19 protein-coding genes and 1 pseudogene are annotated in these 23,202 nt (G+C 39.6%); all 20 read right to left on the bottom strand.

What is annotated here, in order from left to right:
* Window positions 1–8: 8 nt before the first annotated feature.
* Window positions 9–1,346: a TolC family protein gene (locus WAO84_RS08565; RefSeq protein WP_340065116.1), complete on the bottom strand. Its 1,338-nt coding sequence runs from the start codon at window positions 1,344–1,346 to the stop codon at window positions 9–11.
* 16 nt (window positions 1,347–1,362) lie between these two features.
* A complete protein-coding gene (locus tag WAO84_RS08560) occupies window positions 1,363–2,487 on the bottom strand; it encodes an efflux RND transporter periplasmic adaptor subunit (RefSeq protein WP_340065114.1) in 1,125 nt (374 codons plus the stop codon).
* Between the two features lie 32 nt (window positions 2,488–2,519).
* Window positions 2,520–3,785, bottom strand: a complete 1,266-nt coding sequence (locus WAO84_RS08555; RefSeq protein ID WP_340065113.1) for an ABC transporter permease — start codon at window positions 3,783–3,785, stop codon at window positions 2,520–2,522.
* A gap of 12 nt (window positions 3,786–3,797) precedes the next feature.
* A complete protein-coding gene (locus tag WAO84_RS08550) occupies window positions 3,798–5,027 on the bottom strand; it encodes an ABC transporter permease (protein WP_340065111.1) in 1,230 nt (409 codons plus the stop codon).
* The gene (locus WAO84_RS08545; protein ID WP_340065110.1) at window positions 5,020–5,721 is read right to left on the bottom strand and encodes an ABC transporter ATP-binding protein; all 702 of its coding nucleotides are present in this window, start codon (window positions 5,719–5,721) and stop codon (window positions 5,020–5,022) included. Before WAO84_RS08545 ends, WAO84_RS08550 begins: the two co-directional genes overlap by 8 nt.
* Before the next feature lie 172 nt (window positions 5,722–5,893).
* Window positions 5,894–6,058: pseudogene (locus WAO84_RS08540) on the bottom strand (ABC transporter permease); the annotation flags it as partial.
* Between the two features lie 119 nt (window positions 6,059–6,177).
* Entirely contained in the window at window positions 6,178–6,447 is a 270-nt protein-coding gene (locus tag WAO84_RS08535) for a hypothetical protein (RefSeq protein WP_340065109.1), read from the bottom strand.
* Window positions 6,437–6,988 carry a DUF420 domain-containing protein gene (locus tag WAO84_RS08530; protein WP_340065107.1) on the bottom strand — a complete coding sequence of 184 codons (552 nt, stop codon included), beginning with the start codon at window positions 6,986–6,988 and terminating at the stop codon, window positions 6,437–6,439. Before WAO84_RS08530 ends, WAO84_RS08535 begins: the two co-directional genes overlap by 11 nt.
* A gap of 2 nt (window positions 6,989–6,990) precedes the next feature.
* Entirely contained in the window at window positions 6,991–7,617 is a 627-nt protein-coding gene (locus WAO84_RS08525) for an SCO family protein (RefSeq protein WP_340065105.1), read from the bottom strand.
* Window position 7,618: 1 nt separating this feature from the next.
* Window positions 7,619–8,260, bottom strand: a complete 642-nt coding sequence (locus tag WAO84_RS08520; protein ID WP_340065103.1) for a hypothetical protein — start codon at window positions 8,258–8,260, stop codon at window positions 7,619–7,621.
* Window positions 8,261–8,331: 71 nt separating this feature from the next.
* Complete coding sequence (locus WAO84_RS08515; RefSeq protein ID WP_340065102.1) at window positions 8,332–8,715, bottom strand: cytochrome C oxidase subunit IV family protein; 384 nt, start codon at window positions 8,713–8,715, stop codon at window positions 8,332–8,334.
* 12 nt (window positions 8,716–8,727) lie between these two features.
* Window positions 8,728–9,705, bottom strand: a complete 978-nt coding sequence (locus WAO84_RS08510; protein WP_340065101.1) for a cytochrome c oxidase subunit 3 — start codon at window positions 9,703–9,705, stop codon at window positions 8,728–8,730.
* A 46-nt stretch (window positions 9,706–9,751) separates the two neighbouring features.
* On the bottom strand, window positions 9,752–10,324 hold the full coding sequence (locus WAO84_RS08505) for a cytochrome c oxidase subunit 3 (RefSeq protein ID WP_340065100.1): 573 nt from the start codon (window positions 10,322–10,324) through the stop codon (window positions 9,752–9,754).
* Window positions 10,325–10,336: 12 nt separating this feature from the next.
* Complete coding sequence (gene cyoE / locus WAO84_RS08500; RefSeq protein ID WP_340065098.1) at window positions 10,337–11,242, bottom strand: heme o synthase; 906 nt, start codon at window positions 11,240–11,242, stop codon at window positions 10,337–10,339.
* Window positions 11,243–11,340: 98 nt separating this feature from the next.
* A complete protein-coding gene (locus tag WAO84_RS08495; RefSeq protein ID WP_340065097.1) occupies window positions 11,341–13,431 on the bottom strand; it encodes a gliding motility protein RemB in 2,091 nt (696 codons plus the stop codon).
* A gap of 106 nt (window positions 13,432–13,537) precedes the next feature.
* Window positions 13,538–14,335, bottom strand: coding sequence for an energy transducer TonB (locus WAO84_RS08490; RefSeq protein ID WP_340065095.1), 798 nt, complete (start codon window positions 14,333–14,335; stop codon window positions 13,538–13,540).
* A gap of 100 nt (window positions 14,336–14,435) precedes the next feature.
* Entirely contained in the window at window positions 14,436–15,146 is a 711-nt protein-coding gene (locus WAO84_RS08485; RefSeq protein ID WP_340065094.1) for an energy transducer TonB, read from the bottom strand.
* A gap of 53 nt (window positions 15,147–15,199) precedes the next feature.
* A complete protein-coding gene (locus WAO84_RS08480; RefSeq protein ID WP_340065093.1) occupies window positions 15,200–15,622 on the bottom strand; it encodes a VanZ family protein in 423 nt (140 codons plus the stop codon).
* Window positions 15,591–15,971 (bottom strand): glycine cleavage system protein GcvH, encoded by a 381-nt coding sequence (gene gcvH, locus WAO84_RS08475; protein ID WP_340065092.1) that lies wholly within the window; start codon window positions 15,969–15,971, stop codon window positions 15,591–15,593. Before gcvH ends, WAO84_RS08480 begins: the two co-directional genes overlap by 32 nt.
* 72 nt (window positions 15,972–16,043) lie before the next feature.
* Window positions 16,044–23,198 carry a T9SS outer membrane translocon Sov/SprA gene (gene sov / locus WAO84_RS08470; RefSeq protein ID WP_422614480.1) on the bottom strand — a complete coding sequence of 2,385 codons (7,155 nt, stop codon included), beginning with the start codon at window positions 23,196–23,198 and terminating at the stop codon, window positions 16,044–16,046.
* Between the last annotated feature and the right edge of the window lie 4 nt (window positions 23,199–23,202).

The following is a 23,202-nucleotide window of genomic DNA, read 5'->3' as shown; positions in this document are numbered from 1 at the left end:
AATATAAGCTACCTGAAATCATCCAGAGGGATTCCGAAATAAAATTCAAGTACTTTGAGTCTAAAAATATAATCGTATTTGGTTCGTATGAGTTCTGCCTCTGCATTTTCAAGCCGGGCCTGTGCCTGGCTAAAATCAAAAGAGTTCATAAGCCCTACGTTAAAACGTTCTTTAGCATATTGAAAGGCTTCTTTTCTGGACGTAAGGGTCTTATCGGCTGCTTCATATGCCTTGAGAGATCCTCTGGTATCGTTCCATGCCTGATTGATCGTATTTTCAAGATCCAGTTTATCCTGAAGAAACTGTAATTCATTACGCTTTAGTGCAATTTTACTTCTTCTAACATTATTTCTGGCTGAAAAACGGTTGAATATAGGCACGTTAAGCTGTACACCATAACCAATACCATCAAAAGTATAAAACTGTTCTATTAAAGGAGCATTTAACTGATCTGTATATCTCGTATTGTAGTTAAAAAACCCCGCTAGAGTAGGATACCTTGCCCCCCTGGCAATTTCCAGGTCTTTTTTGGCAATCTCCACATTTGTTTGCGATAATTTAATATCGTTTCTAAAACTCAATGCTTTCATAAAAATGGTTCGCGGGCTATTCTCTGTAATCGTAGCCGGCGGAATTATATAATCTTCATCTGCTACATCAAAATTTTCATAATCTTCAATAAGTAGCAATTGCGCTAACGCAATTTTAGATAGACGCAAAGCGTTTTCAGCATTTACAATTTGTTGTTCCTGGGTAGCTGCTGTAGCCTCTATTTCCAACAGATCACCTCGCGGCACCACCCCTGATTCTACCAGTTCAACAGTTCTTTTCAGGTCCTGTTCGGTTACGGCGTACTGTGCCTGAGCTACCGCCAGGTTTTCCCTGTTGAATAAAACCTGTAAATAATTATTCGCTACATTAAGTGATATATCGTCTTTCATATTATCAAGACGATATTGGTTAGCCAGAATACCTAATCTTGCTCTGGTGAAATTCTTAATATTACGTAATCCGTCAAACAAAATAACATTAGAGCTCAAACCTGCGGAAATAACGGTTTGTGTTCTGTTTTCTAACAGACCGGTTGTCGGGTTTTGCGAAAGACCCGTATTTGATGACAGACTGGAATTTCCGGAAAGGTTGGGTAAGAAGTTCCATAAAGCATCACTTTCATCTACTTTAGCATTCTCAAGATCAAGTTCGAACTGTTTTATGCTAATATTATTTTCCAGAGCATAGTCTATACATTCTTTTAATGTCCATTTTTTGGTTTGCCCCAGGGCCATACCGGCGGACAAAAGAAGAATACATGTTATGAGTTTAGCTTTCATAAGCTTTCCTTTCAATTTTATATTTTTTTGATTAGTTATTTTCGTTGTCCTTTTCTTTTTTCACAGGCTCGGTTTTATTCCAGATCTTTATTTTATCTTCTTTCGTCAATCCGGATATGACCTCCACGTTTATACCATCCGAAATACCTACTTCTATATCTCTTCTTTCAAATTTTTGCTCACCTACCAATACTTCTACATAGGGTTTATCGGTTTCTTTATCAAATTGCAACAGCGCCTCTTTTATGGCCATAACGTCTTCTTTCTTTTCAAGTACAAGGGAAGCATTGGCACTATACCCGGCTCTAATGAAAAACTCATCACTCAAATACACATCACCTTCAATTTTGAACTGTACCGCTCCCTGTTCTTCGTTTCCTTTAGGGGCTACAAAGCGTAATTTGGCATCAAATTCTTTTTCCTGAATGGCGCCCAGGCTTATTTTTAAAGGCATGCCTATGGTTAACTTACCTACTTCTGCCTCATCTACTTTTCCTTCAAAGATCATTTTACCAAGATCGGCTACCGTAGCAATCGTAGTACCATCGTTAAAATTGTTACTTTGAATTACCTGATCTCCTTCTTTAACAGGGATCTCCAGGATCGTACCGGAAACGGTTGCTCGTATATCAGTATTGGCAATACCGGAACCACCTGCCGAACCTACTTTTATGATCTGATAATCGTTTTCGGCATTTTCAAGTTCCTGTTCTGCCTGCTCAAAAGTTAGTTTGATATTAAGGAAATCCTGATCAGAAACTACTCCTTTTTCAAAAAGCTCTTTATTACGATTAAACTCAATACGGGCGTTGGCAAGGGCTATTTTTGCATTCCTCACACGCCCCCTGGCACTCACTAATGACTGCTCATTGGGTACCACTTTTACTTTGGCAATAAGGTCACCTGATTTTACTTCGGCACCTTCATTTACAAAGATCTTATCAATAATACCTGTAATTTGAGGTTTAATCTGTACCTCATCTTCGGGTATTACTTTTCCCGTGGCTACGGTTTTTTGCTCAATATCAGTATTGAACGGAGTTTCGGTTTCGAAAACTACAGGAGGCTTACTGTTTGACTTTATGAAGTAAGCTGCTGCTACCAGTGCCAGTATTACAAAAACGGCGATTAATAGATATTTTAAAACGTTTTTCATCCTCTTTAAATTTATTCTTAATGGTTGTTAGTTTATTCTTCTCTTAATGCGTCTATGGGTTTTATGCTTACTGCTCTTTGAGCAGGAATAAGCCCTATCAGTGTTCCGAGGGTAATCATAATTAAAATTGCTCCTATAATTAATGGAATGGGAACGGTAGGATTGGTATATGGAAAATCTCCTTTATCAGAAAAGGCTGCATCAATTCCGCTTAATAAAAGTCCGCCAAAAACAATTCCCAGAAAACCTGCTACCATAGTTAAAAAAACGGATTCCAGTATGATCTGACTTCTCACTTCCCGTGGGGTAGCCCCTAAGGCTCTTCTTACTCCAAGCTCTTTGGTTCTCTCTTTGACCGATATTAGCAGGATATTACCAATACCCACTACTCCTGCCAGTATAGTGGCAATCCCTACAATGAGTGACAAGAAAGTCATTCCTTTGGAAAACCCCATAATTCGGTTAAAAATTTCTCCCAGATTGAAAGAACCAAAAGCACGTTCATCATCAGGATGAACATTGTGTATCTTTTTTAGTGTGGCTTTTACTTCTTCTTCTACTTTAACAACATCTGCATCAGCAAAGGCTGCGATCGAAAACCAATCTACATTTTCTCCGGTATTGTAAAGCATACGATAGGTGGTAAAGGGAATAAAAACATCATCATCGTTTTCAAAACCTCCGCCTTCGAGATATTTATGTACTCCTACCACCTGAAAATAAATGCCATCAATACGAATAAACTGGCCAATAGGATCTTCTTCTTTCTCAAAAAGCTCTTCTTGGGTTCGTTCGCCAATTACGCATACCTTTCTTTCGTTTTCTATATCGGCATCATTAATGAAGCGTCCCCCATCATATATTTTTTTGGTTGCAATTTTAGTAAATACCGGGAAGTCGCCATAAATATTATATGTGCCGGTTTTTTGCCCTCTCACCACACTGGAGCCAGTGCCTCCAAAAACACCTTTTGCGTTACGAGGAGCTATGTATTGAATATCAGGAATACGATCCTGCAATACCTGAGCATCGCTGAGTTTAAGTTGTAACTGCCGCCCGGTTTTGAAACCTGCATGAGGAATGCTAGTAGATTGTGCCCAGGCAAACATACTGTTCATAGCCACGTTTTCAAACTCTTGTTCAAAACCATTATCCAGGCCTTTTGCAGCACCAGACAACGCTATGTAAATAAAAATTCCCCAAAGAACTCCTATTACGGTAATAACAGTACGGAGTTTATTTTTACGTATGGAGCCAAATATCTCCTGCCAGGTATCTTTATCGAAAATAAATTTCATAGTTCAAGCTTTTTATTCATCCCTTAATGCTACTATAGGTTTAATTCTGGCTGCTCTTTTTGCCGGAAAATACCCTGCTACAGCCCCAAAAACTATTAAAATAATAGTAGCCGAAATAGCAGTTGACATGTCTATATACGGATCTTTGATAAAGTATTCTTTAAGTGTATCTCCCAGGGACCTGAGAATAAGGATACCTGCAAATAAACCTATGTACCCCGCAATACTGGTGATAAAAATGGACTCTTGCAGGATCATACCAATTACAGAAGCGGGGGTAGCACCCAGTGCTTTACGCACTCCCAGTTCTTTGGTACGTTCTTTTACCACAAACACCATAATATTACTTATCCCGATAATACCGGCTATCAGGGTTCCAAAGCCTACAAATGATACGATGATCTGTAAAACACTTGCAAATTGCTGGTTTTGTCTCAACTGATCTGCTATATTACGAATAAAGAAACCGTTACGATCATCTGGGTGGATATTGTGTTTTTTCTTGAGAAATGTGTTAAGTTTATTTTCAAAACTAAGTGCTCCGGCATATCCGATTTCCGGCCTGAAAGCCAGTACGATCTGGTTGATCTTATCAGTATTTTTTGTCATTAACTGCCGTGTAGTATAAGGGATATACATAAGTCTCTCTTCATTATCCCCACCATCATCTTGAAATACGCCTATAACCTTGAAGGCACTTCCTCCCACATCTATATACTCTCCCAGTGAATTTTTTGTACCAAAAAGATCTTTTTCTATAAGGCGCCCAATTACGATGTTTTTAGTTTTGTTCTTTACATCTTCCTGGTTAATGTAACGGCCCTTCATCATAATGGTTTTTTCATTGAATTGATGCGCGGGCCCTACTCCTCTACCACTATAGTTATTGGACTCATTTCCATACTTAACCAGAGTGCCGAAAAAAATACGGGGAGTAATGTACTCCAGGAACATGGGAAAGTTATTCTTAATATCTTCCAGATCATCATTCTTAAACTCTATATTACGATTGGACTTAAATCCTTTATAAGGCATGGATGTTCGACCTGGAAAAATAAAGAATACATTGGTAGCATCATCCATAAAAAATTCATCAAACTGATTTTTGAGTCCGTTCCCGAATCCAAAAAGAATAACAAATATGAGAATTCCTAAAGCTACGGTAAAGCCGGAAAGAAAGGTTCGCAATTTGTTTTTCCGTATAGTCTGGAAAATCTCCTGCCAGCGATCTCTGCTAAACATATTGCGAAGCTCTTACTTGTTCTACTTTTTCATCTTTTTCAATCACCCCGTCTTTAAGGTGCACAATACGTTTGCACATTTTGGCAATATCGTGCTCGTGTGTTACCACCAGGATAGTATTACCCTGGTCGTTTATTTCCTGAATAAGTGACATTACTTCATATGAAGTTTTACTATCAAGGGCTCCGGTAGGCTCATCTGCCAGTAACACTTTAGGTTCGGCTGCCATGGCTCTGGCTATAGCCACCCTTTGTTTTTGACCTCCGGACAATTCACTGGGTAAATGGTCTGCCCATTCTTTTAGACCCACGCGCTCCAGATAGTCTATGGCTTTACGTTGGCGTTCTTTACGGCCTACGCGCTGGTAATACAACGGGAGAGCTACGTTCTCCCATGCCGATTTGTAGTTTATGAGATTAAAAGACTGAAAAATAAAACCCAAAAACTTATTTCTGTACTGTGCCGCTTTCGTTTCAGTAAGGTTCTTAATGGGTACATTGTCCAGTGTATATTCGCCAGAATCGGCTTCGTCCAACATCCCAAGAATGTTAAGAAGTGTAGATTTACCCGATCCGGAAGACCCCATTATCGCTACCAGCTCTCCCTCTTTAACCGAAAAATCTATTCCTTTTAAAACATGCAGGGAATTGCTTCCCATACGGTAAGACTTATGCAAATTCTTAATTTCTATCATGGTTGGTTTTTTTACTACAATAGTAAAGCGTCTAGAAACGCTTCACACTTTTCGAAATATAATAATTGCTTAAACTTAACAAACTCAATTGTCAATAAGACTGCAAAAAGGAAAATTTGTTACAAACAAAACGCTAAGAAAATGTTAAAACAGGGATTTTTTTAATTGTAAATTTTCTTATTTCCTGTGTTATACCGTTTTGCATTCCCTTACCAAACCCCAGAAGAATCAATAAAATAAAAATACCGGAAGCTACGGAAATGCCCATAAGAAAAGTGCGCAACTTATTTTTACGGATCGTATTGAATACTTCACCCCATCTCTCCAGATCAAACATACTCACGCTTTTAAAAGCTGTCAAGCATTCTTTAGTTTTTCAAAAACAAATACTGTTTTAATAGATTATCAAAAATGAGATATGTTACAATTTTAGGAAGAAAATTGTGGATGAAAAGACTACGATCTTTTAGAGCGCATGGTTTTAAAAACAAAATAACCAATAGTAGCTACTACGAGATAAGGAATGGCCATTAAGTAAATAATACCCTTGTTAATACCTTCTGCCACTTCCTGATCCTCGCCACTCTCCAGTACTGCTCTGCACATAGCACATTGTGCTTCGACTATTTCAGGAAAAACATATAATACTAATAACAGAACACCTGCTTTTTTTACATAAGAAGGTATTCTTGAGGATACGTTATTGAACAGGTTTCTAATGCACATAGTAAGGTGAGATCATAATATAAACAATAACTCCGGTCACTGCCACGTACAACCAGATAGGAAAAGTTACTTTGGCTATCTTTTTATGTCGGTCAAATCGTTTGGCTAATGCCCGTACATAGGTAATTAACACCAGTGGAATGATCGCTATGGACAATATAATATGACTTATAAGAATAAAGAAATATACATACCTTAAAATACCTTCTCCTCCATAGGGCGTAGAGTCTGAGGTCATGTGATAAGCTACATACATCACTAAAAAAGACACAGATAGTGCAATACAAACTTTCATAAGGTTCTCATGCAGTTTCTGATTTCCCTTCTTTATGGCTATTACGGCGGCTACCAGTATAACTGCGGTCAATGCATTGATGCTGGCATAAACTGGTGGCAGGAAAGACAATGGCTCTACATCAATACCGTAATCTTTAAGTTTAATGCCAAAAAGGGCCGCTACGGCCAATGGGATCGCTATGGAAAGTATTACTATCCATTTCTTATATTTCTTTTCTACGTTTGAAGCCGTGTTTGTTGTCATAATTATTCGCTTAGCAAAATGGCAATATCCTTTTTAAGCATATCAATTCCCTTATCCAGAGTTCCATCATAATAAATAATGGGGTTTCCATGCTCATCTACCCTGCTTCTTATACGACCTTTTTTATCGATGAGGGCAAAAAAACCTGAATGCTCAAACCCTCCCTCAACATCGGGATTCTCACCCGCGTATAAATTAAATCCTTTATTAGCGAGTTCATAAATACGATTTGCGTCACCAGTAAGAAGGTGCCATGAAGGATTGCTGATTTTATAGCTTTCGGCATAGGTCTTTAATACTTCTGGTGTATCATAGGCAGGGTTTATAGTAAAAGAGGCAATTCCAAATGACGGATTTCCATAGAACTCATCCTGCAAAACTACCATATTCTTGTTCATAATAGGACAAATAGTAGGACATGTAGTAAAGAAAAACTCTACTACATACACCTTGTCCTCATAGTCTTTATTGGTAATGGTCTTGCTATCCTGATTTAAAAACTGAAAAGCTGGTACTTCACCGATAACGGCTAGTTCTGGCTGTTTGAATTTATCGACGATTTTGGGTATTGCCCAAATACCAAAAACAAGTATAATAAAGGATATTCCAATATACGAGTAGTTTTTCATTTTACTTTTCCCTGTATGCATTATTCTTTTTTAAGGCTAATCTATACTCTGCCAGTATTACCTTAACATCATCTACCATTTTATTATTAATTTCTGCAACAGAGGTAGCATCAAAACCATATAACACCTCATTGTCTTTTCGTCCTCGAAGACTGCGATCTTTATCTATAATATAAACCAGATCGGTTCCCAGGTCACTATCCAGTTGCCCGTCTGTTTGCAGCGAATTAAAAAATTCTCGTATTGTGGTTTCACTACCCAGTGCAAAATTCCATTTTTTTATATCGGCAAGCTCTCCAAGTTCTGCTGTAAGCTCCTCAATATTTTTCTTGTTTTCTTCTGAATCTGGTACGATCATCACAAACTGAAAATCATTGAATTCATAGAAGCGCTTGTATATTTTTTGATTGAGATTAAATGCATTCCCTTTCTTGTGAGCAATATCATTCCCTAAAAACCCGAGAATAGTAATTTTGTTCTGAAGGTTGATTTTATCTCCTGTTAAAGAGGACATCTCTGTTAAAGTGCCTATTTTGGAAGTAAGCACTGGTAACCTTACAAAATTATTTACTCCTGATGCAAAAAAAAGATATGCTACAATAGGAAGTATAAAAAGCAGACCTAATACAAAAAACTTCTTCATTTTACTTTTTAAACATACATGCAAAAATAAAAAAAGACGGGAAACCCGTCTTTTAATATGCTGTTAAACTATTAAAAATTCCAGCTTACAAATCCTTCCATCATGGTATCGTGAATATAACTTCCTTCTACCAGTAAAATAAATGCCAGGTAAGGAATAAGGATCAACAAAGGTAAAACTATAGTCCAGGTGAAAGTTGGCTTTTCATCTCTTAAGTGCATAAAATCCCAGGCAATATAATAAGCCTTTACAATGGTCAGGATAATGAATATCCAGTTAAGTATTTTCATACCAAGTACTTTTCCCATAAACACCTCAGGCTTATATATACCAAGTATTACTTCTACTGCAGTAACAATGGAAAGTAATATAAGTACCCCCCATATTTTTTGTTCATTAGACTTAAACTTCAAGTATCCTCTGAATATTGCTAATTTATGTGTATCGTGTGCCATTTGAATTTTATTTTAAACCAGATAGAAGAATGTAAATACAAATACCCAAACAAGGTCTACAAAGTGCCAGTACAACCCAACTTTTTCTACCATTTCATAATGTCCTCTGCGCTCGTAAGTACCCAGTAATACGTTGAAGAAAATAATAACGTTAATTACTACTCCTGAAAAAACGTGGAAGCCGTGAAAACCGGTAATAAAGAAAAAGAAATCTGCAAAAAGCCTGTTCCCGTATTCATTTCGTATCAAGTTGGCACCTTCTACGACGATTACTGCATTTTGCATTTGCTTAAGAGATTCTTCGCGTGATAAAATGGTTTTGTGTCCGTTTTCATCCAGTTTCTGGGTACGTACCAGTATGCCGTTATCTGCTTTAAAAGCATTTACTACATCTGTCACTGTATATGTTGAAAGTGAGGATTCCTGTCCAAACCAAACACCATCATTTCTCTGTAATTGTTCTCTTTGGGAACTTGAGGTTACAAAATCGGAAAGGGCTATCTGTTTTCCTGTTTCTGCATTTACAAACTGTAGAATTCTACCGCCTTTGGTCTCAACAGCTCCGTAATCACCTTTAATAAAGGTGGCCCACTCCCATGCCTGAGAGCCTACAAACATCAATCCACCTATAATGGTGAGGAACATGTACCAGACTACTTTGTTCTTCTGCATTTTATGTCCGGCATCTACTGCCAGTACCATGGTAACGGAAGACATGATAAGGATAAAGGTCATTAAGGCCACATAAAGCATAGGGTAAGGCTTTCCATGTAAGAAAGGAAAGTGTGTAAACACCTCATCGGCTATAGGCCAGGAATCTATGAATTTAAATCTTGAAAATCCGTAAGAAACCAAAAAACCGGTAAATGTCAAGGCATCGGAAACGATAAAGAACCACATCATCATTTTGCCATAACTGGCATTAAGAGGTCTGTTCCCTCCTCCCCAAACTTTACCTTGATCTTCTGTATTCGTCACAGTAGCGTCCATAAAAAGTAGTCTGTTTTAAAAGTTTGTCAAATTTACGCTTTTTTACTTATCTTAAGAAATAGAAAAACAAAATGAGATACACCCATAAAAAGTCTAGAAAGTGCCAGAAAGCAGCCCCTAATTCAAGACCTAAAGTTTTTCCGTTTTCATATTTTTTTCTAAAGTGATTTATCGTTACCACTACCAGAACTATAATACCTGAAATTACGTGTAAAATATGTGTCACGGTAATGGCATACAGAAAGGAAGTAGTAATACTACTCTGTGCTCCTGTAAAATAATACCCGCTTTCTACGATTTGTGCATATCCCAGAAACTGAAAGGAGACAAAAGTAAGCCCTAAAAGTAAGGTAAACAACAAAAAGATGCCTCCCGGGCCATGATTTTCTTTTTTTATGTAGTTTTTTGCCATTTGCATGGTGACACTACTCAAGATAATTACTGCCGTACTAATGAAAAATGCCTGCGGAATTTGAAAATCGCTAAGCCAGTCTGGCCTTGATTTACTTACTACATAAGCACTGGTAAGCCCGGCAAATGTCATCGTCATACTGCCCATGCCAAACCAGAGCATCATTTTTTTTGCCCTTGCATTCCTTTCTTCTGCTGACTGCTGCATTAATTCCACTATTTAACTTATAAATTTATCGGCCACATATACAATTTGCATAAGTGTTATGTAGCTAACACTGGCTAGCATAAGGTTTCTGGCAGATTTATTGTCTTTTTTATGATACAGTTTAAATGCAAAAATCAACATTCCTATTCCTAACAAAAAAACGATAACTGCTCCAGGAACAGAGAGTGTGAGCTTTCCTGTTAAGCCGGTAACAGGAAATACTGAAATGATGATCATCCAGATGGTGTACATGATTATCTGTAAAGCGGTTGCTTTGTCTTTTTTACCGGTAGGAAGCATATTAAAACCTCCTTTTTTGTAATCGTCATAAAGCACCCATCCTATGGCCCAAAAGTGAGGAAATTGCCAGAAGAACTGAATCATGAAAAGGGTTCCCGGTTCAATACCAAATTCATTGGTAGCTGCTACCCAGCCCAACATAAAGGGAATAGCTCCCGGAAAAGCACCTACAAAAACGGATAAAGGTGTTTTTGTTTTTAAAGGGGTATATACACTGGTATATAAAAAAATAGATATAGCCCCGAACATAGCCGTTTTAGGATTTACAACATACAGGGTCGCAATCCCGGCAATGGTAAATGAAACTGCAATAAAAAAAGCGGTATTTACAGACATACGACCCGAAGGTATGGGCCTGTTTCTGGTGCGTTTCATCAACGCATCAAGATCTTTCTCTATAATCTGATTAAAGGCATTAGAGGCCCCTACCATAAAATATCCTCCGGCGGCCAGAAGTGCCAGCACTGTGAAGTCAATATTTGTGGCACCCAACAGGTAGCCGGCCACAGATGAAAACACAACACTCATCGCCAAACCTGCTTTGGTTATCTGCTTAAAATCTTCAATGATCGATGACAAAGAATGGGTTTTTACAAGTGTTCCAAATGCAGTTTTCATCAATTTTTTCTAAGTGGTGTGCAAAGATAGGATAGAATTGATATTTATGCAATGATTTTCATTTTGTTTTAACGTATGGATTTTTTGTTCTGTCAGATTTAAAAATCATGATACCAATTAAAAAGATCGGTACGGAATCCTATATTAAACCAAATTGTGTTGTCCTTGATGGCGCCTGTATCTTCAAAAGCCGGGTCGAAATTGCGAAATGTAAGATTCAAAAACACTTTAAGATTGGTGGCCGGATTTATAAGATATCCCCCCTGAAAATCACCTACAAACGTACGTACACGATTCCCCTGCCCTGTAGTGATACCTGTATCTGAAGGGCGGTTTTCTTCATTGCCAAATATGTTACCGCCATAATCAAATGTATCTTCGGGTGTATTGAAATCAAAACCGCGTTCGCCGTACACCAGTCTTGCCGTGGCAAACCACCGGTCATAATTGTAGTTGGCAATCCCCACCCACTCACTAAAATTTGCACCCCATAAATGGCCCAAAGGCTGGTTATTATGTGCATAGTTTAACACTACGGTATTATGTGAATAGGTATAGGGTCGCACCTGGTTATATTCTAACTGTAACGTGAGGTCCTTAAGCGCAAACGCGTTGTAATACTTAACTCCCATTTGAAACCCGTATTTATTTTTCCAGCTTTGGTCACCTCCAAAAATATCATCTACCGAAAGTTCATCTAATATGAGTTGCCCATAAAAATTTAAGCGATCATTCCATTTGTACTTGGCATTTAAACCGACCAGGGCATTTCCGGCCCGGGACCCGGTAGAGAACTCAATAAACCTGTAAAAAATAACGGGATTGAGATAATTAACATCTAACCCCCGGTCATTACGGGTGTCCCAGATAACCGATTCAAAAAAGCCCAGGTTAAGACGCTTTGAAACGTTCCAGCTCAAATAATGCATTGCTACGTATTTGGTAAGAAATGCTCCGTCTTCTGTTGCTTCAGGGCGCACGTCTCGAAGAGACATCCACATATTGGTATATTTAATTTTCCAGAATGATGTGTTTATTTTAAGAAAGGGATACGGGCTAGCCACATCACTCAATAAAAGAGAACGGTACCCGTCACCAATAAAATTACGCCCGTGACCAAACTGAATATTAAAGAATTTACCGGGTGTATATGAAATATAGCCTTCTGCTACCGGGTAATCAAAAGCGTCATTATTAAATTCTTTAGCGATACCTCTGCCCGGAATAATAGCAGGGTTTCCTCCCGAGGGCCTTATACTTCTTGCAAAATCATTAAAATAATCGGCAAACCGCCCTTGACTTTCAAAAATGGAAGCTGAAAAATTAAGATTTTTGCCCAATCCGCCCTGAATATATACTCCTCGTGTATTATTATACGTATAATCTACTTCATCACTGTTATCTGTTCCCAGTTGAAGGTCGGCCACGGGGTCTATGGTAAACCAGTAATCTGTACCTGCTACTCTTACCATACGCTCATCCCACCATTTCCTGCCCCACCAGCCTTTTTTATTTTTGGACAACGACTGGTTTCTTGATTCCAGATCATAGTATTTTGTTATATCAGTGTACAAAAAGGGTTTTGATGCGGTATGGTTATTACTTCCTACCTGGTTAAGCGCTTCATCAAAAACGGCATATGACTGGTGTGAAAAAGGTATATTAAGGGAGCTTTTAAACTCATTTTCCTGGTATTTTATGCGCTCCAGTTCTTCCAGTTCATTAGAAGCTTTTTTTATAAAATGGGGTTTTTCGGGTTTTTTATCCAGGCCTGCGGCGGTTTCTTCTGAAAATGGAACCTGAAAAACATAGGAGAACTGCATAGAAACCGGTCTTCCGCTGTAGGCTGGAGGCTTAATAACGGGCAATAGTAAAAAGACACGTTCTGTTTCCTGCTTAACAGAAGTCTGAACGGCATCGACATGCAAAAGCTCAAATTCACCCTCCTGGGTAACACTGAACAGCAGGGAGATCTGTTCGCTGTATCCGGTATTGATAAGTTCTGCAGGAATTTTGAAATTCTGTCGTATCCGGTTACGAAAGGCTTTATCAAAACAGGACTTATGATCCTGTTCCTGCCCTTCTTCACATTCCGGAAAAACCGGGTATTGGTAATACGAAGTCTCTGAGGTTTGAGCCTGTAATCCAAGCCACTGAAAACAGATAAGAAGACATATAACCTTTCTCATACAAGTATTTAAGGTTTACATACGGTAAGATTTGGCAAGATAGTGTTTTTCACCTGGTATGTAAACGTAAATTTAAAAGAAAAATTCCCGCTTTCGCGGGAATTTTTTACTGTACCTGAAATACGATAGACTTTGCAAACAAAACTTCGACCGGTGTATTATTCTGTTTCCCGGGTTCTAATTGAGGGATAAGACGCATAACCCGTATGGCTTCTTTTTCTAAAGCGGGATGGGGCGCTTTAGCCCGGATATCATGTACCTTTCCGTTTTTATCGATCTTAAAAACTATATGTATTACCTGTTTCCCGCTTAACCCCCAGGTATCTCCCAAAGAACCATTAAAATGTTTTACCACGATCTTATTGATACTTTTTGAAAAACAATCTATTTTTTCCTGCCGGATTCCTAAACGGTCGCAGCCCGGAAACAAAGGAACAGATTCTACTGCTAAAATGTTTTTCGGTGTATCATCTGGTTCTGCATACTCTATTTCATTAAGATCCAGATAGGGGTTGGCGGCAGGAGTATTAGCTGTTATGTTCTCGCTAGGTTTAACCGTCAAATTGCTGTTCTCAATTACTTTTATAATCTCTCCTATTCGTTGTGCTTTTTTTGGCGCGGGTTCCGGTAAGGGATCAGGCACCGCTATTTTTGGAGGCTCAGGAGTAAATTGAAAAGCAGGCTCTGTTAGATCCTTGTCCTGTTTCGCCTGCTCCATAGGTGGTACTTCCAGAATGGGAAAAACAGCTTCCAGTGTAAAATAGGTTATAAGCAGACTTAGAATAAGACCTATTTGAAAATGCAACCATCCGTTTTTTCTCAGGTTTACCTCCTGTTTGGTTTTTCTTTTGCCGGGCATTTTATTGGTGTGAAGTTGCCCCGGCTTTTGGGTGTGACTTTTCATAATCATATTGTTTTATGTTATACTTACACCCGCACAAGAAGCATACCAAAAAAAGAAACCCGAACTCACGTTCGGGTTTCTACATATATTTTACCTGTACTTATTGCAGTTTAAATGTAATAGGAATACTAAAGGGAACCCTAACCGGACGACCTCGTTGCTTTCCGGGAGTCATTCTTGGTAATTTTTTGATAATGCGCATAGCTTCTGCCTCCAGGTTTTTATCCGGGCCTCGCATTCTTATATTGGTGATACTTCCATCCTTATCAATGGTAAATAAAACACTTACTCTACCCTGAATTCCCAGTTCCTGGGCAATTTCAGGATAACGGAAGTTATCTCTGATATGCTCCATCATTTTTCTCTGGAAGCACTCTCTTAGTTTTGACTTGGGTTGCCCTTCACATCCCGGAAAAACCGGAACATCTTCAATTACTGCAAAAGGTACATCTACATCAAGATCTTCTTCTGCCTCTTCAATATCTTCTACTTTTTCGATTACTTCTTCCTGACTGGTTTCTGTAGATTCAATTATGGTTTCCTCGACCTCTTCTTCATCTTCAACTACTTCAATCACTTCTGGTGCTGCCGGCGGGGGTGGCGGAGGTGGTGTATTTAACTGTTCTGTAATAGGCACTTCTTCATCGAGATCATCATCAACATTCATCGTATAGTTAAAGGCTTCATCCTTATCGTACTTTCGGTACTCCATCGCCCCCCAGGTCAAAGCCAGAATAAAAGCCAGTCCTATGGCAAAATAAAGCCCGCTGTTACGCGTAAGGTCTGCTTTTGGGTTTTTCTTAAGTTCCATAATTTTCTGTTTTTACAGTCGCTAATTTAATTATTTATTCATAATAAACGCAACTAATTTTTCCTTTTTAACCAGTTGGTTTTACCTTCGAGTATTTTTAACAGTGCTACCGCGAGGATAATTCCACCGGTATTTGCATAAATATCCTGCCAATCTGAACTTCGATCAACGGGAAGTATATCCTGAAATACCTCAATAATTATGCCATAAAAAAAACTAATAGCGCATGCTGCCAGTAGGGGTTTCATTAAAAATTTAACGGGAAATGGCTCCGTAAACTTAAAATACCAGGTTATGGTCATACCGAGATAAAAAAAAACATGCACCAGTTTATCTCCATGTTCAAACCCAACACGTATATTGGGTAAATTGCTCATAGGAGACAGGCTAAACAGAGTGACCATGAGAGTCCATCCCATGGCTATAAGATAATATATGCTCTTGTTACGCGCCAACCAGCGATTTGTATTCTTCACTGCTCATAAGGCTGTCAAGCTCACCGGTATCTGAAATAGTCATTTTAATCATCCAGCCTTCCCCGTAAGGATCTGAATTCACAATTTCCGGTTGCTCTTCAAGTAACTCGTTAAAATCGGTAATCTCACCGCTTAAGGGAAGAAAAAGGTCTGAAACGGTTTTAACGGCTTCTACCGTACCAAAAACCTCTTCTTTATCGAGAGTTTCACCAACGGTTTCTACTTCTACATATACTATATCACCAAGTTCTCCCTGAGCAAAATCGGTAATCCCTACAATGGCGGTATCACCTTCCACTTTTACCCACTCATGGTCTTTGGTGTACTTCAAATCAGATGGTATATTCATTATGCTAATTGATTTTTTTTAGTGAAACAAATGTACTTTTTTCGCGGTATCCTGCAAAAAAATATATTCACATTAATTCCCAAAATTATATCGCAATGTAAAACCAGACCGGATAGTGGTTTGCGGAAATGCTGTAGAAATAGCAAACTCTGAGAATGTATGGTCGTAAAAGAACAGGGTGGTAAGGTTTTTGCTTAAAGCATAATCTGCCGTGAATTTAAGTGACCAGATATTTTGTCCTGCGGTTACCTGATTATTTTCAATATCAAGGTTGCGTATAACGGTAATATTATCTCGTAATGCCAGATCTGCTTTCAGGTTCAGATCTCCTTTTAAGGTGGTACGCTTCCCTCCTATATTGGTTCGGAAGCGAAGGTCTTTTACACGATACCCTAAACCAATAATATATTCTTTTCCTGTTATTTCGGTAAGCAGGTTATTATCAAAGCTCAGCGAGAGCGCACGATCTCTCTTTACTTCTGCCTGAACACTCAGCGAATTTTTCATCTCAAAATCTACCCGCATCAACGGGTTAAACTGCTCTACAAGTGTGGCATTGGTAAACACGGTTTCATTAAGAAAATTACCTGCCTGATCTATCTGGGAATTGGGCGGCAGTGTGGGATCAAATTCAAGATTGGTTCTAAATGAGTTAAGACTGTAACTGGAACGGTACCCATGTGTTAGTGAAAAGCGGCGGAAATTTTTCTTAAACCATTTGAGTCTCATAAAACCGGTGTATTTAATGGTCCAGTTAGGAATGGGGACGTCTCTAAAGGCACCTGTATTTATTTTATCGGGATCTGTGCCGGTATAAGCCGCAAGAAATGCAGGAAGGAGTACCGCCTGATTATTTTTTCCATAACCTCTTGGGAAACCGTCTGCATCCAGTTGATTGGGGTCATTAATATCGATCCCGTTTTGTACTGCTAACCGGTTGGCTATACGTAAACGATTGGCCCTAAATTCTTCAAATGTTTCGGAAGACATTTCATCGCTTTGTGCAAATGCTGTTGACAAGAGTACGGTTGAGATTGAAAAGTCTCCAAAACGGTTACCCACTAACACCTCATAATCAAAAGCACCGTTATTTTCATTAATTCGAAAGTTCTCTGCATAACTCTCAGAGAATTGGCGGTCTGCCACAAGGTCTATGGTCAGGTCCTGAATGGGCAGTGCATTTGCAGTGATGTTAAGGATACGATTGGTTCTTTCGAGATACTGTTGGTTAAATTCCGGGAAGGTGGTAAGCCAGCCTCTTCTGGCAGCTTCAAACCGCACATCTGCCTGACTTCCAAACACAAAGCCAAATGAAGGACGCAGGGTACCTATAAAACCAATGGATTCTGTATATCCGGGTAACACTTTACCGTTGTTTTCGGTATAACTCAGGTTTATTCGTTTTATCGGGGTTAAAATATCTACCAGGGTATTGTGGAATTTGGATGTTTTCTTTATTTCTTCCTCTTCGTTTTCCTGACCTGGTATTGGCGGGCGCCTCTGAATACCACCTCTACCTCCTTTTCTGAGATCGGCAGCGGTTATTTTGGTTAGTCCCAGGTATTCATACAGTTTATCCATACCCAATGCCGCATTAATGGTATGCGTGTTGGCATTCTGAATGGTGTTGAGATCTTCTCCCGCAATTTCGTTCAATGCCTCTCCTCCTCTTTGCCAGTCAAAGTTGCCGGTATAGGAATAGGTAGCATTAATAAAACTAAAGGTTGGTATTTTATTGAGTGGTAATTCGTAATTCACCTGAAGCTGCTGCGTATGCCTGTTCGCCTCTCCTGTATTAAAAAAGTCATCATACACTCCCACATCTTCACGTATAATTACGTTTCCGTCTTCATCTTCTCCAAAATAGTTACGCACAATATTAAAGTTGGCAGCAACAAAGTTAAATTGTAATGATTTGGTAAGGTTGTAATTAATAGAGTATTGCCAGTCGAACAAAAAGTTACGCTGTTGTAAAAGAGGCAGCCCCAGGTCATTTGGATTAGACTGGTTACTTAATACATCCCGAAAACGTTGCTGATTGAAGGTACGGTTAATATTGGAATTGACCGATATACTGGTGGGAAGTAAGTTTAAATTTAGATCTTTAAGCCATTGCCAGTACCTGCCTGTTAACAGAGAATCACTTTTTTTAAACGGGGCGATCTCGGCGGGTTTAAAAGCGTGTACGTAGTTGAGGCCTGCCCGAACATTTTGATCTCGCTGATCTTCAATCTCAAAATCTCTGTGATTGACTTCATTATAGGAATAATTAAATGTAAAGTTTTCAATGTCAAAAAAGTTTGCTTCTGCTTCTTCAGACCTGTTTTTGCGTAAACCTATTAAATTAATACTCCTTCTTTTGGTATAATCTTCTGCCTGACGCCTGGTAATTTCTTTTTCTTGTTCTGTTTCTACGGCATCTATTCTGTCTTCAAGGGTGATGTCCTGAAATACGGGATCAAACTCCGGGGTAACCAATTGCTCGGAAATACTGTAATTAACTGGTATCTGAAGTCCCCATTTTTTTGGGAACAACTGCCCTACATTAATATTGGTATTTACCCCATATTGAATGGATTCTTCCCGGCTTCTTTCATTGGGCAATTGTTCAATGGCCCCAAAACCTATGGTACTTATCTGCCCGGTAGCAGATACATTGGCAAAATCTGCCATATTTGCATCAATAGCTGCTATGGCAGCCCAGCCTCCTTTATTGTCCAGTTCAGATAAACGCAGTTCATTAAACCATACTTCTCCACAAACCTCATTGGTGGTGGTATTTTTAACACCTATCATTAGTGCCCGTATGTTCCCCAGTGAAGGGTTACCACGCAGACCTAATCGTAACCTTCCGGCTTCTCTGGGGTCAAACTCATTTACTACATTTAATTCTTCATCGTAGTAAACGGTTTGGTTAAGTGTTCCATTGGCAATACCTACGGCTTTCATACGGGATAATAAGGAAAGCGGGATATCCATATTGTTGAGTTCCGGCCATACTTCTTCTGCTGTAGATGCCCCGGGCCGTGTTACCTGTAAAGGCACCTCAACCTGATAGTAATTATCATTAAAATCGGTACCTATACGAATAAACCCGACAAGATCATTATCAAAAATGGTATTTTCCTGAAAAGCTTCGGCATGCAGGAACATTTGTAAACGCTTGTACTGACGTAGATCTACATTTATATTTTTAAAAGCTGCTCTGGCATCACGTGGCTGCAGATCACAAACGGTATAGGCAATAGATTGTTCGTTTTGCCGTATAATGGTGTTATTGTTATTGAGCTGTTCTCTTTGTACACCGGGGGGCAGTCTATAGGGTATGGGTTGCCTTTGCTCATTTTCTTGTATATTAACGGTACTGATATCTGCAAAAGTACCATCGTCTGAAGGATCATCCTGGTCTTCCTGTAAGGAACGGGTATAAAAACGGTAATCTCCACGAACAAGATCGAGTGTACCGAAACGCAAAACAACTTCTTCCTGAAATCCGGTAAGATACATTCTCATGAAGCTGATGGATCTGATATCGGTAATACCGCCAATGGCATTAGTAAACTCTCTGATAGGTATTTTAAACTGTATCCAGCGGGCGGTTACACTACCATTGTTTGGCACGGGCCGTTCAAGTTCACGTATATCGGTAACATACTGGTCGGTTCGCTGAATATTGGGTCGTATTGGGATGCGGTATTCAAAATAACTGTTTACGGTGTTCAGAGTAAGGTCTCTGTCCACATCCTCCACATCCGGGAGTGTGGTAGAACCACGGTCTGTATTGGTTACTGTTACGGGCGAGTTTCCGTCGGGGTTATTGAAATTAAAATACCTTTCCAGAATCCCTCCGGTAGCATCCAGGTAATACTGGTAATTGTCAAGTGCGGGGTCATTCCCGGGGTTGTTAACGTATATGGAGGCTTCTCCCTGATCGTCCAGACCATCAAATCCAATATCCTGTAATGTTCTATTATCGGGGTTGGCATCAAATGCATATACAAGAGACTGGGTAGAAGGCACTTCTCCCCAGGAGGTGGTAGAGGTAAGATTGGAATTGTTATCTGCACCTACGGGCAATCCGTTTTCATACTGCTTTCTTCCGTCTGTTAAAATATCTTCTGAAATATTACCCAGGTTAAAAACCAGTTCGCCGCCATTACCGGTTACTCCATCTACATAAGGGTCAAGCACCCAAAACTGGATAAACTCTACATTGGCCTGCTCAAAGTTGGTACTGCTAATGGCCCGCATGATCCCTCCCCATTTTTCATTAGCAGAAAGCCCGGAAAGATCCTGTGGGTTGTTGTTGTAAGGCCCTTTGATATCGGGATAATAGGCAAGGTCCAGGGTATTCTGAACGGTGGTCTGCCCCTGAGGCACATCTACCTGAGGGAATATCTCATCAATAAAAACCCTACGGGTCTGGTTTAGTGAAATATCATCATCTGAAACGCCGCTGGGTCTCAGATTTGTATAAAAAATAGGATCAATGGTGTACCATGAAAGCTTGGCCCTGCCATGACCGTTTAAGAGGTTATCAGGGTCATCAGGCGATTGCCCGAAGGGCTGGCCGTTATTTAAAAATTCAAGGGGCGGACTCGCCAGTGTCCATGCCAGGGGGCCACGTACATCAATAAGAGACTGTGCCCCTTCAAAATCATCAAGGTATGCTGTAGTTTCCCCTTCAAAATCTGCATTTTTGGGAGATCCGGGTAAAAGGTAGGCGATCTCCCCTCGTACGGAGAGGTTAGAAGGCACATCGGTATCAATATTTGGTAACTTATTTGCCAGTCGGGTTAAGAAAGGTACTTCGGTTGAAAAGTTACCATTGAAACCAAAGATGGTATTGTTAACCGGTTCAACGCCAAAATTGGCCTTTTGGGTAAGAGGCCTCTCATTTAAGTTGAGAAGTGTCGCTCCCAGGACAAAGTTGTCTGTAAACTGATGTTCAATATTAACTCCTGAAAAACGACGGGTTTGCTGTCCAAAGATAGCATTGTTCTCTACGGAAACTTCAATGGGTACATTGGAAGCTCTTAAACCATCATCGAGTATTTGTACGGTTCCTGCCTGATAGTTTACGGTGTAGTCTATACCCTCCTGAAGCAGCCTTCCGCCGGCAGTAACCCGAACAGAACCCCGGGGAACGTTAAATGCTCCAATGGGAATACCGCTGGAGCCTTGAGATTTATAGCGTCCTTTTAATTGAAATTTATCCTGGTCACTATCTTCGAGAGCTGCTGCTTTGGTTAATTCATACATGTTTCGGAAAACGTACTGCTCCTGGTTGGGGTTATATGAAGAAGGGTTTTCATAATCTCCGCCTCCTAAAACCCCGTGTAAAAACTCACCAAATGGTTCTACTTTGGTAAAAATGATATTACCGGATTGGGGATCTACTGTTATCCCGGGTATAAAATCAAAAAAACCATCTCCCCCGCTCTGGGGGTCGTTATAAATATTAAGTCGGTCAAAATTAAGGACATCCAGCAATATACGCTCATCCAGCCCCTCCGGAAAGGTAGCTTCATCTACCGGAGAGAGGTAATTTAAAGGCGAAGGATCGGTATAGAGTATATTTAATCTAAAATCTTCAGGGCTCAACTGAAAAGCACCTGTAGAATAGATATTTTTCATCATTAGGTCCCATATAGGATCTGACACATTGGTGATGTTACTTTTTAGAAGTTTAAGTACCAGTGTATTGTTAACAAGATCGTTATTATTGGGATCAAAACCGGTAGCCCCAATACCGTCTGCCGCAAATTCTCCTACCTGATAGACTTCACCGGCAAAGGTGTACTGAAAAGCAACGGCAAGCACTTCATCATTACTAAGCCTCTGATTTAAAGAAATGTACCCTAGCTGAGTATTTAAACTAAAATCTCTTCCCTCTTCCAGTTTCCTGGCATTTTCAAGTATAGCATAATCAAAGCCTTCGTTGACAGCTGAACTCAACGAACCAAAGCCACTTCTTACGGTTGCTATTTCACGAATGGCTTCTGTAAGTACCGAATTGGCTGTACCTATGGCAAACGGATTAAAATCATTGGCATTGTTACGGGGGAGTTCATTGGGCTGGCCGGAATTCACATTAAAAAAACCCGGAGGATCCTGATTATTGAGTCCCAGTCGTGTTTGAGACTCAACAAATTCACCAATATCCTGTATAGCGACAATATTACGTACATTGTCTGTGCGCTGTCCTCTGTTGGTAACCCATATTTCAATACGGGTAATTTGCACCTGGCTCCTTATAAAGGGATAGGATTCTAATGCTATATCGTACTGATCCCTAAAAAATTGAGAGAGGAAAAAGTGGCGATCTTCATCGTAATCAAGTGCCAGTATCTCAAAATCGGTAAGCGTACCTCCTCCCTGTGCTACGATAGAACGACTTTGCGAACGCTGTTCTGAAAAAACTCCCGTAATACGGGTTCTTCCAAATTGCAATTCGGTTTTCACCCCAAAAAGGCTCTGCGCACCGGTAATCAAAGAACTATTAAGCGGCATGTTTACATTACCGATCTCTATTTTTTGAAGGATATCATCTTCTGTAGGGGTATATTCAAGTTTTATAAGGTTTTGAAAATCAAAAGTAGCTTCTGTATCATAATTGGCTGTGATAGCAAGGCGGGTACCTACTTTTCCAAGTAAACTGAGGCTGATACGCTGATCGAAATCAAATGTAAGGTTGGTACGGTTCCTGGGAGAAAGTGCCGGATTATCGTTTTTCTGGAACCGTATCCCCAGATCCATCGCTACAGAACCCTGCGGAATGACCTCTATGGTATTTCCGCCAAAAATAGATTCAAAAAAATTGGAATTAACATAGAAGTTGGGAAGCAGGTTTTTCTGTGCTTCTTCACTACCTTCTTTTTTCCCGGCAACTGCATCAATTTTCTGCTTGAAGTAGTCACGCATATTTTCCTTTTGAATGAGCTTCCTGTATTGCTCGGGTGTAAGGATCACGGGATAATTTATATTGAAATCGCCTACCGTTTCATTATAGAAATACAAATCCAGAATCGGATCATACGTATATTTGGATACGATACTTTCCGGATTTTTCAGAATGATTTTTCCTAGTGACACACCTGTTTTAACGGAGTCCTGCACCTGAGGGTCCGTATTTTGAGCATGTATTTGTACGCCTGAAAAAACAAATCCGATAAATAGTAAAAACCTGGCTAAGTTTAGTAATTCTTTTGGTATGGTTGTTTTCAATCTT

Origin of the sequence: Ascidiimonas aurantiaca (assembly GCF_037646345.1) — a bacterium.
Classification (GTDB): domain Bacteria; phylum Bacteroidota; class Bacteroidia; order Flavobacteriales; family Flavobacteriaceae; genus Ascidiimonas; species Ascidiimonas aurantiaca.
Note: the sequence above shows the minus strand (reverse complement) of the source record. Positions and strands in the feature narration are given on the sequence as shown.